This is a genomic window from Paenibacillus sp. FSL M8-0228 (assembly GCF_038007385.1).
GTDB lineage: Bacteria > Bacillota > Bacilli > Paenibacillales > Paenibacillaceae > Paenibacillus > Paenibacillus polymyxa_D.
Map to the genome: position 1 here is coordinate 5,357,832 of NZ_JBBOXA010000001.1, position 17,752 is coordinate 5,375,583.

General features: G+C 48.0%; 16 protein-coding genes. 8 read left to right on the forward strand and 8 right to left on the reverse strand.

The window, feature by feature from the left end; genetic code table 11:
• Positions 1–187 precede the first annotated feature (187 nt).
• Positions 188–1,684, forward strand: coding sequence for a phospholipase D family protein (locus MKY98_RS24195; protein ID WP_069010025.1), 1,497 nt, complete (start codon positions 188–190; stop codon positions 1,682–1,684).
• Between the two features lie 35 nt (positions 1,685–1,719).
• Here the strand turns inward: MKY98_RS24195 and cls are convergent, their stop codons facing one another.
• Positions 1,720–3,231: a cardiolipin synthase gene (cls, locus tag MKY98_RS24200; protein ID WP_029518528.1), complete on the reverse strand. Its 1,512-nt coding sequence runs from the start codon at positions 3,229–3,231 to the stop codon at positions 1,720–1,722.
• Between the two features lie 204 nt (positions 3,232–3,435).
• Here cls and MKY98_RS24205 point away from each other — a divergent pair, with 204 nt between their 5' ends.
• From MKY98_RS24205 to MKY98_RS24220, 4 genes are read left to right on the forward strand one after another with little or no spacing between them, the layout of a single operon-like run.
• On the forward strand, positions 3,436–4,029 hold the full coding sequence (locus MKY98_RS24205; RefSeq protein ID WP_069010026.1) for a TetR/AcrR family transcriptional regulator: 594 nt from the start codon (positions 3,436–3,438) through the stop codon (positions 4,027–4,029).
• 44 nt (positions 4,030–4,073) lie between these two features.
• Positions 4,074–4,415: a DMT family transporter gene (locus MKY98_RS24210; protein ID WP_013312354.1), complete on the forward strand. Its 342-nt coding sequence runs from the start codon at positions 4,074–4,076 to the stop codon at positions 4,413–4,415.
• Positions 4,415–4,729, forward strand: a complete 315-nt coding sequence (locus MKY98_RS24215; protein WP_013312355.1) for a DMT family transporter — start codon at positions 4,415–4,417, stop codon at positions 4,727–4,729. Before MKY98_RS24210 ends, MKY98_RS24215 begins: the two co-directional genes overlap by 1 nt.
• Before the next feature lie 56 nt (positions 4,730–4,785).
• A complete protein-coding gene (locus MKY98_RS24220; RefSeq protein WP_069010027.1) occupies positions 4,786–5,718 on the forward strand; it encodes a 1-phosphofructokinase family hexose kinase in 933 nt (310 codons plus the stop codon).
• 257 nt (positions 5,719–5,975) lie between these two features.
• Here the strand turns inward: MKY98_RS24220 and MKY98_RS24225 are convergent, their stop codons facing one another.
• The gene (locus MKY98_RS24225) at positions 5,976–6,590 is read right to left on the reverse strand and encodes a LysE/ArgO family amino acid transporter (RefSeq protein WP_069010028.1); all 615 of its coding nucleotides are present in this window, start codon (positions 6,588–6,590) and stop codon (positions 5,976–5,978) included.
• An 85-nt stretch (positions 6,591–6,675) separates the two neighbouring features.
• Complete coding sequence (mobA, locus tag MKY98_RS24230) at positions 6,676–7,356, reverse strand: molybdenum cofactor guanylyltransferase (RefSeq protein WP_069010029.1); 681 nt, start codon at positions 7,354–7,356, stop codon at positions 6,676–6,678.
• Positions 7,357–7,553: 197 nt separating this feature from the next.
• Here mobA and MKY98_RS24235 point away from each other — a divergent pair, with 197 nt between their 5' ends.
• Positions 7,554–8,762: an MFS transporter gene (locus MKY98_RS24235; RefSeq protein WP_039271596.1), complete on the forward strand. Its 1,209-nt coding sequence runs from the start codon at positions 7,554–7,556 to the stop codon at positions 8,760–8,762.
• Between the two features lie 199 nt (positions 8,763–8,961).
• Here the strand turns inward: MKY98_RS24235 and MKY98_RS24240 are convergent, their stop codons facing one another.
• Positions 8,962–10,680 carry a glutamine--tRNA ligase/YqeY domain fusion protein gene (locus tag MKY98_RS24240; protein ID WP_209018366.1) on the reverse strand — a complete coding sequence of 573 codons (1,719 nt, stop codon included), beginning with the start codon at positions 10,678–10,680 and terminating at the stop codon, positions 8,962–8,964.
• Positions 10,681–10,848: 168 nt separating this feature from the next.
• Between MKY98_RS24240 and MKY98_RS24245 the strand changes: the two genes are divergently transcribed.
• Positions 10,849–11,574, forward strand: a complete 726-nt coding sequence (locus MKY98_RS24245; protein WP_069010030.1) for a copper amine oxidase — start codon at positions 10,849–10,851, stop codon at positions 11,572–11,574.
• 84 nt (positions 11,575–11,658) lie between these two features.
• Positions 11,659–12,207: a GNAT family N-acetyltransferase gene (locus tag MKY98_RS24250; RefSeq protein ID WP_029518539.1), complete on the forward strand. Its 549-nt coding sequence runs from the start codon at positions 11,659–11,661 to the stop codon at positions 12,205–12,207.
• Between the two features lie 97 nt (positions 12,208–12,304).
• Here MKY98_RS24250 and MKY98_RS24255 read toward each other — a convergent pair whose 3' ends face one another.
• The 4 genes from MKY98_RS24255 to MKY98_RS24270 form a co-directional block, all read right to left on the reverse strand.
• Positions 12,305–12,799 carry a GNAT family N-acetyltransferase gene (locus MKY98_RS24255; protein ID WP_069010031.1) on the reverse strand — a complete coding sequence of 165 codons (495 nt, stop codon included), beginning with the start codon at positions 12,797–12,799 and terminating at the stop codon, positions 12,305–12,307.
• A 104-nt stretch (positions 12,800–12,903) separates the two neighbouring features.
• Positions 12,904–14,154, reverse strand: a complete 1,251-nt coding sequence (locus tag MKY98_RS24260) for an MFS transporter (RefSeq protein WP_069010032.1) — start codon at positions 14,152–14,154, stop codon at positions 12,904–12,906.
• A gap of 46 nt (positions 14,155–14,200) precedes the next feature.
• Positions 14,201–16,333 (reverse strand): molybdopterin-containing oxidoreductase family protein, encoded by a 2,133-nt coding sequence (locus MKY98_RS24265; protein WP_069010033.1) that lies wholly within the window; start codon positions 16,331–16,333, stop codon positions 14,201–14,203.
• 371 nt (positions 16,334–16,704) lie between these two features.
• Positions 16,705–17,538: a formate/nitrite transporter family protein gene (locus MKY98_RS24270; protein WP_069010034.1), complete on the reverse strand. Its 834-nt coding sequence runs from the start codon at positions 17,536–17,538 to the stop codon at positions 16,705–16,707.
• Positions 17,539–17,752 lie beyond the last annotated feature (214 nt).

Here is a 17,752-nt window from a genome sequence, read left to right on the forward strand (position 1 = left end):
ATTATAGGGCAGACTCTCTATAAAGGACATATGTCCTCAACGAATAGTAAAACATCCTTCATTTCATTCAGTATCCGCGTCAATCCTGCACACTTGCGTTAATAACTTGACAGTATCCCATCATAAAACTGCATGTTCCGGCACGGTAAAACGGAATGCAGCATCCAATTGAGGAGTTGATCGTCATATGACTACACGTGATCCGCTGCATTCTAAGCCGGAATATCAAAGAAAATCCAGGCATAAGGGCCGTGCCCTTAAAATCGCCATTCTGGTACTTATCCTTTGGCTGATTGCCGTCATGCTGTATCAGACCCATAAACCCTTGCCTCCGTTCGTCTCTTATGAGAGCCAGGAGTATTCAACCCATGAGGTAAACTTCTGGACGGATTTGACCTATCCCACCGGGGATGGTAGTACTGCACAGCATGAAGGACAAATTTTGAAGCGTATGCTCGGGATCATTGATGAAGCCGAGCAATTTATCGTCATCGATCTGTTTCTGTTCAACGACTATAAGCATAAAGGTCAGCACTTCCCCCAAGTTAGCGCACAAATGACCGATCATCTTATTGCCAAAAAGAAAGCTCATCCTGATATGCCTATCTTTTTCATTACAGATGAAGTCAATACCAACTACAATTCTGCTCCCAACCCTTTGTTGGAAAATATGAAGCGAGCAGGGATTCAGGTCGTGCAGACCGATGTAGATCCCCTGCGGGACTCTACACCCATCTATTCGGCGGTGTGGCGTACCTTCTTCCAATGGTTCGGGCAGCAAGGCACAGGCTGGATTCCCAACCTGATGGCCAGTGACGGACCGGATGTTACGGCTCGCTCCTATCTTAAGCTGTTAAACGTCAAGGCCAATCACCGAAAATTGGTTGTCAGCGAACAGACAGCGCTCATTTCTACAGGCAATGTGCACGACGCGAGCGCCTACCACTCCAATGTAGCGCTGGAGGTGAAGGGGCCCATCATCGGAGACATTTTACAAACGGAACAGGCGGTGTTGGACTTTTCGGGCGGTGGGCAGCTTCCTGCCTATACACCACAGGCCGAACCCAAAGTTCCATCGAGTAAGGACAGCTATCGAATCAAATATCTAACTGAGGGCAAGGTGTACACCTCGGTTCTGGATGGCATCGGGCAGACGAAGAAAGGTGACAGCATTCATATGGGCATGTTTTATTTGGCTGACCGCAAAGTATTGAATAGCCTACTGGATGCCTCTGCGCGCGGTGTAAACATCCAATTACTGCTGGACCCCAATGAGAACGCGTTTGGTCAGGAAAAAATCGGCATCCCCAATCGTCCGGTCGCCCAAGAGTTGTCCGATAAATCGGGCGGGAACATTCAAATTCGCTGGTATCATACCACCCATGAGCAATTCCATACCAAACTGATTTATATCGCCAAGGCGCAAGGAGAGCATATCATTTGGGGTGGCTCTACCAATCTGACGCCCCGTAATCTGGATGATTTGAATCTGGAAAATGAATTGTGGGTGGCCGCTCCGGCGGACAGCAAGCTGACCCGACAGGTTGCGGCCTATTTCGATAAGCTATGGAATAATCAGGGGGCTGAATACAGCTTGGATCTAGCAGCTTACGAGGATCATTCAACATTTTGGAAAGATATTATATACCGTCTACAGGATATTTTAGGCTTTACTACATTTTAACTACCGAATAGTGCTGTAGCGAATTCGTTTATGACCTACAACAGCGGTGAAAGCAGCCGCGCGAGCGATTCCATCAAACGTTTGAACAGACGTTTTTTCATGAATTCTTCGCGTACGATCAGACTGGCAGAATGCAAATCTCGTTCGTAGTCTGTTACCATCTGCTGCACACTGTGCGTTTGAATTAACAGAGCGTTAACTTCAAAATTCAAATGAAAGCTACGCATATCCATATTGGCTGTCCCGATGGTCGCAACTTCCCCGTCAATGATGAGGAGCTTGGAGTGGAGGAACCCTTTTTCATATTCATATACCTTGACTCCAACCTCCAGTAACGACTGGAAGTACGAATGAGACGCGAGAAAAGGTAGCCATTTATCCGGTTTTGCGGGAAACAGAATACGTACGTCCAACCCGGACAAGGCAGCCATCCGTAAGGCAGTCAGGATATCTTCATCCGGGATAAAATAAGGAGTGGCAATCCAGACTGATTTTCGGGCGGACGTGATCATGGAGAAAAACAGATTTTTAAGCACTCTCCGCTCATTATCCGGGCCGCTAGCAATAATCTGCACGCCTCCGTCTGTAATGGGTTCAATACTGGGAGACAGATATTCGCTATCGAGCACCGACTCACCCGTCATGTGAAGCCAATCCTGTAGAAATATAAGCTGCAACGTCCGCACAGCTTCGCCCTTCACAATCATATGCGTATCACGCCAAAAGCCGTAGGCTTTGTTGCGGCTGAGATACTCATCTCCCACATTTAGACCACCAATTAATCCGATATTACCGTCGATGACTACAATTTTACGGTGATTACGATAGTTTACCCGGCTGGAGAAGAACAAGATCCGAGCGCCGCCGTACGCAACAACCTCTACTCCTGCATCTCTCATTTCTTTCAAAAATGACTTTGACAACTGAATACTGCCCACCGCATCGTACATAAACCGAACCTTAACACCCGCTTTAGCCTTTTCAATCAAAATTTTCTGAATGCTGGTACCGATATCATCCGAACGGAAAATGTAATATTCCATATGGATATGATGCTGCGCCTTGCGCAGCTCTTCTAGCAAAGTGGAGAAGGTTTCATCTCCATTGTTCAGAATTTGAGTTTCGGTCGCAAAATAAATCGGGGAGCGGGCCAGTCTGCGTGCCAAACGCATCAACTGCTGCTGCTCATCTGTAAAGCAGGTCAGATCCCGTTTGACTCGCAAAGCATCCTTTTCTATGCGGTCGTAAGCCTGTTGGTCACGCAATGCCTTTTTATCATACTTGCGACGCTTGAATACATTTTGCCCAAACAGAAAATAGAGAGGAAGTCCAACAACTGGCAGCAATGCCAGCAGCAAAATCCAGGACATCGTAGTGGAGGGATTACGATTCTCCGTAAAAATAATCAGACTGATGGAGATCACTGTCAGGGTGGAAAAAATACTGATGACAGTTCCTTCATTTTTGCCGATGTAATTAAACAAGCCAAAATAATAAATAATAAACACCATAGCCGCGATCAATACGGCTAGTAAGCTTCGCCTCATAACTAACCTCACTTCCAGTGGACTGCATTCGACAAGTATTCTTCATTATATTGTACATGAGCCCCTTATTTCTTCCCACTTTTTTATTAAAATGTTGATAAAAAAATCCAAAGAAAAGCTTTATACAAAACACAATGATGCTGGGTTGACACTTACTTTTTTTCGTGCAAGAATAAACTAACGAACGTTAGGTAGGTGACAATAATGGGAATGGAAGAGATTCGAAAGGCCGCTCTTTTTCAATTTGCCACCAATGGGTATGAAGGAGCATCCTTGAGCAGTATTGCCGCTGAGGTCGGTATCCGAAAACCGTCTATATACGCGCATTTCCAAGGCAAAGAGGATCTGTTCCTACAGGTAGCGAGGTATGCTTTTCAAGAGCAGAATCTACGTATTTTCGAGTACTTTACGGAACGTAAAGATCAGCCGCTTAAGCATACCCTGCATGACTTCTTGTTTTGGATGGGACAGGAATATGAGAGCAACGACTCAGCCAAGTTTATGCTTCGCTTTTCCTTCTTTCCGCCTGTATCGTTGTATAACGAGGTGCTGGATATTGTTAATCCTTTTCTGGACAAAATGGAGCGAAAATTAACTCGTCACCTCCGTAATGCACGGGATCGGGAACCCTTTGGGCATATGGAGCCAGTGGATGTGGCTTTAGCCTTTATGACACTGGTGGACGGAGTCATGGTGGAGCTCCTGTACAGTGGAAGCGTCAACTACCACCGAAGACTGGACGCTGCATGGCCTATTTTTTGGCGTGGGATTACGTTAACCTCACCTCATGAAGCATGAAGCCGTAGAACTTATAAAATTTATTTTTGAGGAGAATATTCATCATGAATCGCAGTTGGATTTACGTCTTTGTTGGCGGCCTGATTGAGGTCGTATGGGTATCGGGTTTGAAGCATGCGGATTCTATACTCGCCTGGGCTGTAACCGTGCTGGCTGTGGTGGCCAGCTTTTATTTGATCATGAAGGCTGCGAAGCGTTTGCCTGTAGGCACGGTATATGCTGTATTTACTGGACTAGGGACAGGGGGAACGGTCGTAGGCGAAATGCTGCTATTCGGGGAACCGTTTCAATGGTCCAAAACGCTGTTAATCGCCCTTTTGCTGGCAGGTGTGGTCGGCCTGAAGTTAGTTACCGACCGTGATGTTCAGGAAGGGAGTGGCGCATAATGGCTTGGATTGCTTTGGTTATCGCGGGATGCTCGGAAGTATTAGGAGTCATTGGTATGAAGGGAGTTACGGTGGGCAAAGGCTGGAAGTCCTTAGTGCTTATGGTCTTATCCTTTGTTCTTAGCTTTTCCCTGCTCAGCTATGCCATGAAAAGTTTGCCTATGGGAACTTCCTATGCCGTATGGACAGGCATCGGAACGGTTGGCAGCACGATTACAGGCATGTTCTTGTACGGTGAGCAAAAAAGCGTACTGCGTGTTTTATTCATCGCCATGATTCTTGCCGCAGCATTGGGATTAAAGCTGATATCTTAACATAAACGAATGGCATCAAATGTTGCAAATTGCTGATCTTAAAGGAGTGATGCCTTGTGATTACCACCGTAACGCTTAACGCGGCTGTGGATAAAATCTACACGGTTGCAGGCTTCGGTTTGAATGCCGTCCACCGCATTGAAGGCGGCCTGACGGTACCGGGCGGCAAAGGCGTGAATGCCGCCCGCGTCATCCGCTCGCTAGGCGAGCCAGTACGAGCAACCGGGTTTGCTGCCGGACACACCGGACGGCTGCTCATTGACGGGTTGAGCGCGGAAGGCGTAAGCGCCGATTTCATTGAAACGGCACATGGGGAGACCCGTCTCGCCATTACCGTGCTCGACCCGTCCGCGCGCACGCAGACCGAGCTGATTGAGAGCGGACCGACCGTTGGGCCGCTTGAATTAGCCGCACTGCGGCGCAAAATCGAGACCCTTGCCGAGGATTCGGCTTGGGTCGTATTCTCCGGCAGCCTGCCACCCGGCTGCCCGCCCGATCTATACGCCGAGCTGTGCATGCTAGCGAAGGCGCGCGGCGCGCGGGTGGCGCTGGACGCGAGCGGTGAGGCGCTGCGCTTGGGGATGCGCGGAAAGCCCGACCTCGTGAAGCCTAACGAGGACGAGGCCGCCCACTTTGCGGGAATCGACGCAGCGCGCCCGGATGCCGCTGAAGCGGCGGCAGCGAAGCTGCTGGACGCCGGAGCGCAGCTGGCCGTTATCTCGCTCGGCGCGCGCGGGGCGCTGGCGGTAACGCATGATGCGCGCTACCGCGTGAGCCTGCCAGACGCGGACATTGTCAGCGCGCTCGGCAGCGGTGACGCCATGGTCGCCGGCCTGGTCACCGGCGCGGCGACGGGGCTGGATCTCCCTGCCATGCTACGGCAGGGAGCGGCCTGCGGCACAGCGGCAGCTCTGCACGCCATGGCCGGGAAGATCGAGCTCCAGGACGTGAAGCGTCTGGAGCAAGGCATTACGGTGACGCTGTTGTAATTCAGCGTCACTTTTTTATTTCATCTACACATTCGCTCATTTTCATACCACAAACACAGTTGTTCCGATTCCGAATGTTCTATATTCCAACTATGCGCTTTTCCGATTTACAATCCATCCAACCCTCGGGACGCCCGAATTGCAGGCGGTATAAATGGTGCAGGCTGTCTGGCCTTTATGCTATTTTTGATCGGTGTTCCCTTTGCTTTGAGCGGGGTGTTCGCTGTATTGAAGTATTTCCTCTAACAAGGATTGGGTCACATACTGGTAATGAAATTTATCGCCATATAAATGGCCAAGCCTAAAATAATCAGTGCCGATATTTTGTTGAGCACAGTCCCAAACTTCCCTTCTGAATCCATACGTCCCACGAGACGCCCCGCCGTTGCCAGACCGATAAACCATATCCAAGATACGGACACGGCGGCTAGACCAAAGGCCCAGCGTTCCCCGCCGTCATATTGAAGGGAGCTGGTTCCAATTACGCCAACCGTGTCCAGTATGGCATGTGGATTCAATAGCGATACCGAAGCGGCAAAAATCATCTGTTGTTTCGGCCGCATCGCCTGACTTTCTCCCGAGGAAGCTGCCTTCGATCTCCATAAAGTCCAGGCCATATACAGCAGAAACAAACAGCCCGCCGCATAGAGTACGTTCGTGAGCCATAGAAATTGCTGCAAAATAAGAGATACGCCCCCAACCGCAAGCGTAATCAGGATTGTGTCACAGACACCCGCTGTTATGACAGCAGGCAATGCATTGCGAAACCGCGACTGGCACGCCCCTTGATTAAACACAAATACATTTTGTACCCCCAAAGGCAAAATCAAACCCAGCGCCAATAAAAGGGCATGGATAATAGCTTCCAGCATAAATATATTCCCCCAAATTTAACCCATTATATTTCTCTGGTATTTTCTCTCCTAAATAGTCCCTGAACAGGAAGCTTGTACGTTCCTAATCCTCTTGCATTTCCTTTAAATTCTTCACGCTCTGCGTGGTCTGTTTTATACTATGCTTCAACTGCTCTATAGCAAGCTGGTAGTCCTGCGGATTGTTCATATTGAACACTGCCTTATGCCACATGTCTTCACTCACTCCCGGCAAATCTTCTACTGTCGCATAACGAACGTTCAGCTTGTCCAACCAATCGGTGAGACGAAGCCGTCCACTACGCAAACATTCCTCGGCAGACGGTAGCACGCTCCGATGGTATACAGCCAGCAACGGGTGTATACGTCCATTCATAGAAGGTATCACTGCTTGCAATGCTGGTTCCCTCGTTCCTTGCAACTCCGTCCACTTCTTAGTTACAGCGAGCAGATCATGTAGCACCTTTGGCTGTACAAAAGGCATATCACAAGCGACAACCATCCCCCACTCCGTAGTAGATGCAGATAATCCTGCATGGATACCACTCAAGGGCCCCATACCCCGAAAAACATCAGACACAGTTTCCATACCACTCAGGCCATATCCTTGGTTGTCACGAGTGACTACTACAACCCGCTGGGCCGCCTGCTGCAATGTAGTATACATCCGTTCAAGCATAGTGGCTCCATCAATCTCAAGCAGAGCCTTATCCTGTCCCATTCGTCTGGAACGTCCTCCTGCGACGATAATACCAGTCACTTTCACAAATATGCCCTCCTTTTTTTCTGAAAACAATTGCAAATGTGCATCATGAACTTTTTGAACAAAATTTAATTATTACATAATTGTTAATTAATTGGTTTGTTAACCCTTTCAACACATGATACATTGGAATAAAGAACCTCCCACAGATCGGCATCGATGCGCAGTTCTCTATCGGGCTAAGAAAGGAATGGCTTGTCTTGCAAAAGAGAGAAATTCAAGAGACTCCTCTATATTCCTTAAAACTGTATAATTTTTTTCTATATGGAGCTATGGTCATTTTCTCCAGCTTCTTCCCGTTGTATCTGCAAGATATCGGCATGGACAAGCTGGAGATCGGGAGTCTGATGGCTATCGGACCTTTTGTATCCGTATTCGCGAACCCTTTTTGGGGCTATACAAGCGACCGGAGCCGTAACCTCCGACGTATTCTGCTATTTATGATTATAGGTACATTGTTATTGTTGCAAGCTTTATTTCATGTCCATACGTATATCATGATTTATGTGTCGATGATTGGTTTTTATTTTTTCCAAAGCCCTTTATTTGCGCAAAGCAACAGTCTAATTCTCAGCTATATTGAGGGCACAGACCGGAAATTTGGTGCATTCCGTATATGGGGCTCCTTCGGCTGGGCTGTGACAGCAGCAGTTGCCGGCATCGTAATTGACCAAACGGGGATATCCAGCATATCCACCATCTTTACGGTACTTCTTCTAGCTGCATTGATCTGCACCTTGTCGATTCCACCACTGAAAAGCACTGTGGAGACAGCAACCATTCATTTGCGTGGCTTTGGCAGTGTTTTAATGAACGGATACTTTATATCCTTTATTTTATTGGGCATCCTTGTATCCATCCCGAATTCGATCAACAGCGCCTTTATGTCCCTGTACATCACCGAGCTGGGTGGGTCCAAACAGATGCTTGGTTTTGCTGTTTTTATGTCATCGGTATTCGAAATTATTGTATTTTTGCTGTTTGATCGCTTCTTGAAGAAAAGAATGACCGTAATGGTCGGCTGTTTGGCACTCGTCAGTTTGCTGTTTGCCTTACGTTGGGAACTGATGGCTCTGGCCACAGACCCGATTCAGATCGTGTTTATTCAGGCACTTCATTGCGTCACCTTCGGTGGATACTTCTATGTAGGCACCCAGTTGACCGTCCTATTTACCCCTGCAGCATACCGATCATCCGGACAGGCCGTATATACCTTGACCTGGAGTGGTATATCCGGTATCGTAGCAGGTTTTGCGGGAGGTTGGCTATTCCAGAACTTTGGTGGAGAAATGATGTACCATGCAGGGGTGTTCTTCGCCCTACTTGGATCTGCGGGATTCGCTATCATGTGGTATATGCTGTACAAGAACGGTTATCAGCCAGGACTGCCAGCGGGCACAAACGAATAGAAGAAGTCCCTTAACAACACTAGAGGAATGAGGTATCCTCTCTTCCCTTCTGGCTTGTTAGCAAAGACAATAGAGTATCGTCAAGTCAATGATCATGTATAAAGAGTGTGCATGCGTAAAATAAAGGAGTCTGCCGACGGCAGACTCCTTTTCAACTTGGTCGCACGAAGCTACCATCTCTCCCACACTTTCCAACAGCCTATTGCTTAGGCAATTGGAAAGAGCTTTTCAACGATACAACACGGTTAAATACAGGCTCACCCGGTTTGGAAAGCTTCGGATCGACACTGAAATAACCATGTCGGAAAAATTGGAACTTGTCCTGTGATTGAGCTTCTTTCATGTTCGGCTCGACATAGCCATGAGCAATTTCCAATGAGTTCGGATTCAATTGGTCAAGGAATGTTTTTTCTGATGCATCCTCTTCAATCTCATCCGTGTCCTCTGCGTTAATCAAAGGCTCATACAAACGGAATTCGGCAGGAACCGCTTGAGTAGCCTCTACCCAGTGAATCGTGCCTTTCACTTTACGTCCCGTAAAGCCTGATCCGCTCTTGGTTTCTACATCATAGGTACAGTGGATTTCCGTTACATTTCCGTCTGCGTCCTTAATCACATCGTTGCATTTAATGAAGTAAGCATGCTTGAGACGTACTTCATTACCAGGGAACAAACGGAAGTATTTGCTCGGCGGATTCTCCATGAAGTCCTCACGCTCGATATAAATTTCCCGGGAAAACGGAATTTGGCGTGTACCGAGTTCCGGATTTTCCGTATTATTTTCCGCCTCCAGCATTTCAACTTGTCCTTCAGGATAGTTTGTGATAACCACCTTCAACGGATCTATGACTGCCATGGTGCGAGGTGCCTTAAGCTTCAAATCCTCACGTACAAAATGCTCCAGCACCTGCAAATCAATGACTCCGTAGGCTTTGGAAATACCTGTCTCATATACGAAGCTGCGGATGGCCTCCGGTGTATAGCCGCGACGACGTAAACCGGAAATCGTCGGCATACGAGGATCATCCCAACCATCTACGTGCTTTTCATCGACCAGAAGCTTGAGCTTACGTTTGCTGGTTACGGTTTGAGCCAGGTTCAGCCGTCCAAATTCGTATTGGTGCGGTACCTTTTCCATTTCACATTCAGCTACAACCCAATCATACAGCGGGCGCTGATCTTCGAATTCCAGCGAACAGAGCGAGTGCGTTACTCCCTCAATCGCATCTTCCAGCGGATGAGCATAGGAGTACATTGGATAGATACACCATGTGTCGCCTGTATTGTGATGTGCTGTGTGTGAAATACGGTAAATAATCGGATCACGTAAATTAATGTTTCCTGAAGCCATATCAATTTTGGCACGCAGCACCTTTTCACCATTTTGGTATTTGCCTGCACGCATCTCTTCAAACAGCTTCAGATTATCTTCCACACTGCGATCCCGATAAGGACTATTTTGCCCCGGTTCGGTCAGTGTGCCACGAGTTTCACGGATTTGGTCCGCGCTTTGATCATCCACATAAGCTTTACCCTTTTGGATCAGCAGGATGGCACGCTTGTACATTTCTTCGAAATAATTGGAGGCAAAATGTTTTTCCTCCCATTCATAACCGAGCCACTTCACGTCCTCCTGAATGGAGTTCACGTATTCCGTGTCTTCCTTCGCCGGATTGGTGTCGTCAAAACGCAGATTGGTGCGTCCTCCGAATTCATCTCCCAACGAGAAATTGATCCAGATAGCTTTGGCATGTCCAATATGCAAATATCCGTTAGGTTCAGGCGGAAATCGTGTAACAACCTCCTTTACCTTACCCGTACGTAGATCTTCTTCAATAACATTTTTAATAAAATTGGGGGGAGTGATCGGCTTCTCCACGCTAATCAACCTTTCTTCCGTATAATCTGTGTAAAACATGTTCCCTTAAATATACCCTTTCACACCGCATAACTCAATAAAATGAAAATCCTTATGCTCTCTTCAGCAAAAAAAGTGACAAGTTATGAAAAAGAGTTAACATTTTCGGCAAATAAATTCGTTATAGTGTATATATCTTTTATTTTGCCCGGAAAAGGAGACCCACCCGTGTTTAAGCTGCTCATTGTGATCCTGCTGTCTATGCTTTTGTCCTCTTCCGTCATGACTTCCGGCCATCCTTCACCGGACCCGGTGAACGGAACTGTACAATCTCGTCCACTAGCCAGCGCTTCAGAAGACTCATCCGTCCGCTTATATGCTGTTAGTCCGTCACAGGGATTATTCCATTCAGCTGTATTGGAAATCGGCCAACAACGCCACACATTCCGATGGTCGGGCTCGGCAGATATCTCCACCGCACCACAATTATATTATAGGGATGTGAATGGGGATGGTGTGCGTGAAGCCGTCGTGGTCCTCACGCGTGCCTCGGGAACGGGTGTCGAATTGCAGGAGTTGCATATTGTTAACGCACGGACGATGGAAGAATATGCAGTCGAATCGGCAGCAGATGCTGTGTCCCAGCGCGTTCACAGCTCAGTGGAGCCACGTGACCACAACCGCCAGGTTCATATTGCTGTCACGATTGACGGTGTCACACACACGATGGACCCTAAAGCATCAGTATTTTACGATGATCCAGCCCAATTTACAAAGCATCTCGATTTTAGCTCTGTCGTAATGTATGATGCCGAACAGCTTCCTCTGCAAGCCACTGTATCTGGCAGTGTATCCCCAACCGAATTTGTAGGGGATTTGGATCTGAGATATGTATACGAGCATGAACGGTTCCGGGTGGGACCTATTGAATTTGAAGCTTCCTCTCCCTTTTGACGACTCTCGCAGAATAAGGTAGCATGGGATTAAATGCTAGACTGGCTGGTTTAGCGATTTTCCGAGTGAAAGAGGGGATCAATCATGTTTACATATGCGTTGGACGAACGCACAGTCCTTCGGCCGCTCACCAAGGAGCATGTGCAGCCTCTGTTTGAGCTGATCGAAATGTCCCGTGACCGCCTGCGTCAATGGCTTCCATGGGTAGACTCTACCACGGAAATCAGCCACACAGAGCAGTTCGTGCAGGGCGCCTTGAAACAAGCCGCAGAGAACGGTAGTCTGACCGCCGGAATTTGGATAGACAACGAGCTTGCTGGCATCATCAGCTACCATGAGATCAATTGGACTCACCGCTCCGTTAGCATCGGATACTGGCTTGGACACGGGTACGAAGGACAAGGTCTAATGACCAGCGCCTGCCGCGTATTCGTTGAATATGCTTTGATGGAGCTGGACTTGCATCGGGTCGAAATCCGCTCTGCAACGACGAACCGCCGTAGCCGCGGTATTCCGGAACGTTTGGGCTTTGTGCTCGAAGGCATTGTACGCGAAGCGGAATTGCTGCCCGACGGCTACATGAACCACGCAGTGTACGGTATGCTCCAAAATGAATGGAAGCAACTTCGGTAATATTGTATTGTACAACAACGCCGCAGACCTGAGCAGGTCTGCGGCGTTGTTGGTTTAGGCCGGGCATACAACCGAATTGCTGTCTGTAGCCTCCCGCCTATTTTAAGAAATAGGCCATTAACACATCATCTACGAATTGGCCTGCTATGTAAAACTCCTCATGCAAACGTCCTTCAATCGCGAAACCACTTTTTTCATAAAACATAAGGGCTTCCGTGTTGCATGAGAGTACACGCAAACTCAACTTACGTATGCCCTCCGCAGCTGCAATATCCTTCATGGAGTTCATGAGCGCCGTCCCAATGCCTTTGCGATGATAAGCTGGATGTACAGCTATATTTATTTCGAGTACATGACAATTACTAGCCAACAGCGTTGGAGGACGAAATCCAATATACCCGCAGAGTACTTCCTGTTCGATGGCGACCAGTTGAGAGCCTGGAGGCGTATTACGCAGAAACTCCCCGCGCGACTTCCAGGACAGCGAGGCGGGAGCCGTGCGTTCATTCCATACCAATTCATCCAGCGCAATCAGATCAGGAGCATCCTTCATCTCCGAATGACGTATCGTCAAGAGTTGACTTGTAAACAATTCCTTTCAATCCTTCCTGTGAAGGCTTTCCTGAAGCAATAACTACAATCATCCGTCACTTATTGTACCATAATTACAGCATAATACTGCATTTTTATTAGGACTTAAGAACTGGGAACATCCGCCTTGGACGTCATAGTATTCAAAGTATCCGAATGATGCCGGAAACGGTTCAACCAGCTGTGCAGGACGAAAAACAGGATCGACAACACCGCTACGCCTGATGCAAGCCAAAGTGTAGGCGGTAACCCACCGCCATCATACAACTTCCCCATAATATAAGGCCCCATTACCCGTCCGGCTGCGCCAATGCCCCCCACAAGCCCAATGTAAAAGGGTGCACCCCGACCTCCATGATCAGACAGGAATGCTGGAACCGCAGGTGCAATCAGCATTTCTCCCAGGGTCGCCAGAACCATAGCGAATATCATTCCAGTATAGTTCTGTGTGCCCAGCATGACAATATAAGCCGCCAAATAAAATCCTCCGGCCCATGTTATTTGCGCTGAAGCGTGATGAGCGTACAGTCGTTTTATCCAAAAAATAATGGGTTGTGCGGCAAAAATAAGGATACCATTCAGTGTCCATAGTAACCCATACATCGTTTTAGGCAAGCCCTGCTCAATAATATGGGGAGACACTCCTGTATTCCAGATCGAATTGCCGAACCATAAAAAAAGTGAGCCTAACCCCACAAAGAGATACAATCTGGTATCACGAAACAGCAAACGAGCTGGGATTTCCTCTCTTTTCTTCACAGACTTGCTGAGCTGTACTTCTCCCTCTTCCCGATCCACCCTGCTTAGATAAGACCAGAAGAATCCGGCAAATACCGCAGAAGTCACTCCGTTCATCACAAAGCTGAGCTGATAGGAGTGGTCAGCCAGAACGCCACTCAATCCCGTACCCACTGCAACCCCAATATTGTTAGCGACATAAATAATATTAAATAGCTCTCCACGACGGTCAGCGAAACGAAAACCTACAAACGCCTGAATCGCAGGTACAGATACGACATTAAAAAAGCCGATAAAGCCCATCATGATGACAAACGCTACCCAATGACCGCTGGTAAATGGAAGCGCGAGAAGTCCCAGCGCGTTCATCGCGAGTGAGCCAACAATCAGCTTCTTGGCTCCAATACGGTGATAGAGGGCTCCGCCCAACACTTGACCAAAAATTCCGCCCAGAGACTGCACTAAAATCGCAATTCCTGCATCTCCCATACTACGGTTTAGCTCGTCAAACACATACATGCTAACCAACGGCCACATCAGGGAACTTCCAGCAGAATTAATCAGGCTGGCAATGAGAAACACTTTCACTTCTTTCGGATAAGACTCCAACCATTTCATATCTTTTGTTTCTCCTTTTGCATCTGACGCCATAAAAGGCATAATCTCATTGGCGCTTCACATTCACCACCGTTGAGAAGAAAGTAGCCCCCTGTCCCATATCCGACAGCCGATCAGAGGTTAACACATTGACACGCTGTCTGCGTCCTTTGCCTTCCCACCATAATCCCTGACTGATCACTGTACCGGGCAGCATCAGATCGGTGACTTTGGCTTTCAGCTCATACGTCCCCCGATCATTCCATACGGTAACCGGCTCCCCGTCCGCGATGCCTCTTGTCTGAGCATCCTCCGGGTGAATTTGTAGCAAGGGCTCCCGCTCCAGTCGCTGATGCTTGGGCAAGTTAGCGAAAGTAGAATTCAGAAAATTATGGTTTGGCGGTGAAATAAACATTAATGGATACCGCTCGTCCGCTTGCGGTCGGTGCTCTCCGTCGTACCCTTCAATCAGCGGCACATAAGAAGGCATCGCGGGCAGACCTGCTTGTTTCATTTTTTCCGAATATAGCTCAATCTTGCCTGAAGGCGTGGTTAAACGATCCAAATAAGTGGCCTTTGGCGTCATATCAAGCTTTACAAAAGGTGACTTCTTTAAGGATTCCAAGGTCACACCGTTGAGATAAGGGTTCGTTGGATTATCAAGCGCGCCTGCGATCATCTCCTCTTCACTTTCCGTAAAGGCAGCTTCATCAAAGCCCATTGCCCGTCCGAGCAGGCTAAACAGCTCATAATTGCTTTTGCTTTCCCCAAGCGGATCAATGACGGGCTGCTGCATTTGGATATAGTGGTGCCAGTACGATTTGTATAGATCTGTTCCTTCAAAAGAAGACGCGGCAGGCAGCACAATATCTGCATAGCGGGCCGTATCGGTTAGGAATAGGTCATGAACGACTGTGAACAAATCCTCTCGTTCAAATCCTTTAGTCACCCGTTCCGAATCGGGGGCTACAACTACCGGATTACTGCAATATACGAATAACGCCTTAATCGGCTGTTCCTTCTGTAGCAGCGCTTCTCCGATCCGGTTCATGTTAATCATCCGGGCATCCGGGTTCTGTCGCAGATCAGGACGCTCCAGATGGGCGCTGTTAATCTTGGCATAAGCGCCGTTGGAGCGTGACGCTCCCCCGCCGTGCTTCAGCCATTGTCCAGTGAGCGCAGGCAAGCATGTAACCGCACGTACGTTCATACCGCCATTATCATGATGCTGAAGCCCATTACCGATATTGATATACGCTGCTCTCGCAGTTCCGTACATTTCCGCCAAACGGATAATATCCGCTTCCGGCACGCCGGTAATCCGCGAAACCCGCTCTGGTGTATAGGTCTTAACATGCTCGCGCAGTTCCTCATGACCTACTGTGTAGCGATGTAAAAATTCGTCGTCCGTCAGTCCTTGAGCGAACAGTACATTCATAACACCCAGCGCGAGCGCTGTATCCGTCCCCGGATATAACGGAATGAACCAATCCCCCCATTGCGCCGTCCGGTTACGATGAACGTCAATAACGACCACCTTAGCACCTTTTTTACGTGCTTTCTCAGCCAAAACGACCTGATGCATGTTGGTGCTAATGACATTACCACCCCACACAATAATGAGGTCTGCATCCTCCGTGTCCTCCGGGCTGGTGCCGCCCTTAAAACCCATAACGGACGCCCAGCCTTCATTCCCAGCCACGCTGCAAATCGTCTGATCCAGTTGGCTTGAACCCAGCGCATTAAAAAATCGGCGATCCATTCCATCCACACTCAATACGCCCATATTGCCATAAAAGCTGTAGGGGAGAATAGATTCCGGTCCGTCCGTACGGATCAGCTCCTTGAACCGACCTGTAATGGTATTGACCGCCTCCTCCCAGCTAATTCGTTCAAACTTCCCTTCTCCTTTGGGGCCTATACGCTTCAACGGATAGAGCACCCGATCAGGATCATATACCCGCTCCGTCATATTGCGAACTTTGTTACAAATAGCCCCTTTGGTAATGGGATGATCTGGGTTTCCAGTCACCTTGATTATCTTTCCTTTTTCCTTGTGAAGCAGGAGCCCACACGTATCCGGGCAATCTAACGGGCATACAGCCGGAAAAATACCGTCCTGCTGCTCCGTCATCCGCTGTCCCCCTTGTAAGTCTTGTTGAAGCGTGGCCTCACGAGGCGCGCTATTGCGATGATCCATAGTGTTGATGCTCCTTTCCGTTACCGTTTCCAAAAATTACACTGATCTTATCATATCCACAGCTTTGGCCGATGGCAAGAGAAGGATTTTCCCACACAGCCGCTCTCCAAAATATTAAAAAAATCCGTCTGCTGCATAGAGCAAAACGGATTTTTTAAGAATTATAATTTTTTTCAACATCCTGTTTCATCATATCTTACTGAGGGTAAAAAAGATCAAGGCATCATGGACGAGAGCACACTCATCCTCCATGCCAAATCATGGACCACTCCCAAAAAAATCCGCCATGACAGGTTTCGTTCCCCCGGGCCTGTCATGGCGGATTTGCTTTGTTCATTGCTGTTTAAAGTACCGTGATTAGGTAGGATCAATCAACGGATTGGATGTGCAACCGAAGAAGTAGTTGGAGATTCATTCACTGGATGTGCGTTGGCTTGAGGCTTTTTCAGATAGGCCAACCAGTAGGCTCCAGCCACAAACAGGCTACCTCCTACCAAATTCCCCAGCCAGACCGGAATGAAGTTCATAACATAATCTGCCCATGAAAAGTGGCCTGCAAAAATAGCCGCCGGAATGAGAAACATATTGGCAACAACGTGCTGAAATCCAATAGCCACAAAGGCCATGGTCGGGAACCAAATCCCCATAATTTTGCCGCCAATGGAGTCTGTGCTATATGCCAACCATACAGCCAGTGCTACGAGCCAGTTACATCCTATACCCGATATAAAAGACTGCAAAAAGCTTTCGTGTAGCTTATGTCCTGCCATATCCACCACTTTGTCCAGATAAGGGCCCGTTTCTGTTAAACCCAGCACATGCCCAAAGAAAAATGCAACGAATAACGCACCTGCAAAATTACTGAGCGTAATAATCGCCAAATTACGAAACATGACTCCTGTCTTAATCCGTCCTGCCCATCTCGCCAAAGGGACCGCCATCATATTGCCGGTCAGCAATTCTCCGCCTGCGATCAAAACTAATACCAGACCAATAGGGAACACCGCAGCTCCAATAAAGGTGGCAATGCTTCCCCATTCTTTAGGCGCACTTGCAATAACACGTATATCCAGCAAAAACCCGAGTGCAATAAATGCACCTGCCAAAAACCCCAGTACCACCGCCACAGTCCACGGGTTGTTCGCCTTGGCCACTCCTGTTTCCACCGTCTTTTCAGCAATTTGCCCCGGTTTATAGCTCGCCATATATCCCCGCTCCTTTAATATCTATTCACTAAAATATTCTTCTTTCATATTTTATTTAAAATCAGTGATTAAGTTTGTGAAAAAAATCACTTTCGTAACTATAAAAAAAACAGCCCCTGAAAAAAGGACTGTTTTTCTGTATTATTACATCTACTGCGCTACTACGCGCTTTACATTTAATTGTATTCTTCCTTTTCAACTGCTCTTAAGAACC